Consider the following 253-nt stretch of genomic DNA (forward strand, 5'->3'; position numbering starts at 1 on the left):
CGGTCGTATCGACACTTTGATCGTGAATGCAGGCATGTCGGCCCACGCCAATTTTGCTGAGATCAAACCAGATGATCTCAACTGGATGCATGATCTGATGGAGTTGAATTACTGGGGTAGCATCTGGCCCATTCATGCAGCACTTCCGTATCTTGCCGCCAGCAAGGGACGGATCGTGGCTGTGTCTTCTGTTGCCGGATTGATCGGTGTGCCGGGGCGCACTGCCTATAGCGGAACGAAGTTCGCTCTTTCG

General features: G+C 53.8%; 1 protein-coding gene. It reads left to right on the forward strand.

Features of this window, described 5'->3' with window-relative positions; all coding sequences use genetic code 11:
- A partial coding sequence (locus tag SB822_RS59025) for an SDR family NAD(P)-dependent oxidoreductase (RefSeq protein ID WP_410859366.1) occupies positions 1–253 on the forward strand: 253 nt, incomplete at both ends.

This window comes from Paraburkholderia sp. SIMBA_054 (assembly GCF_046534875.1).
In the GTDB taxonomy this organism is placed as follows: Bacteria; Pseudomonadota; Gammaproteobacteria; order Burkholderiales; family Burkholderiaceae; genus Paraburkholderia; species Paraburkholderia hospita.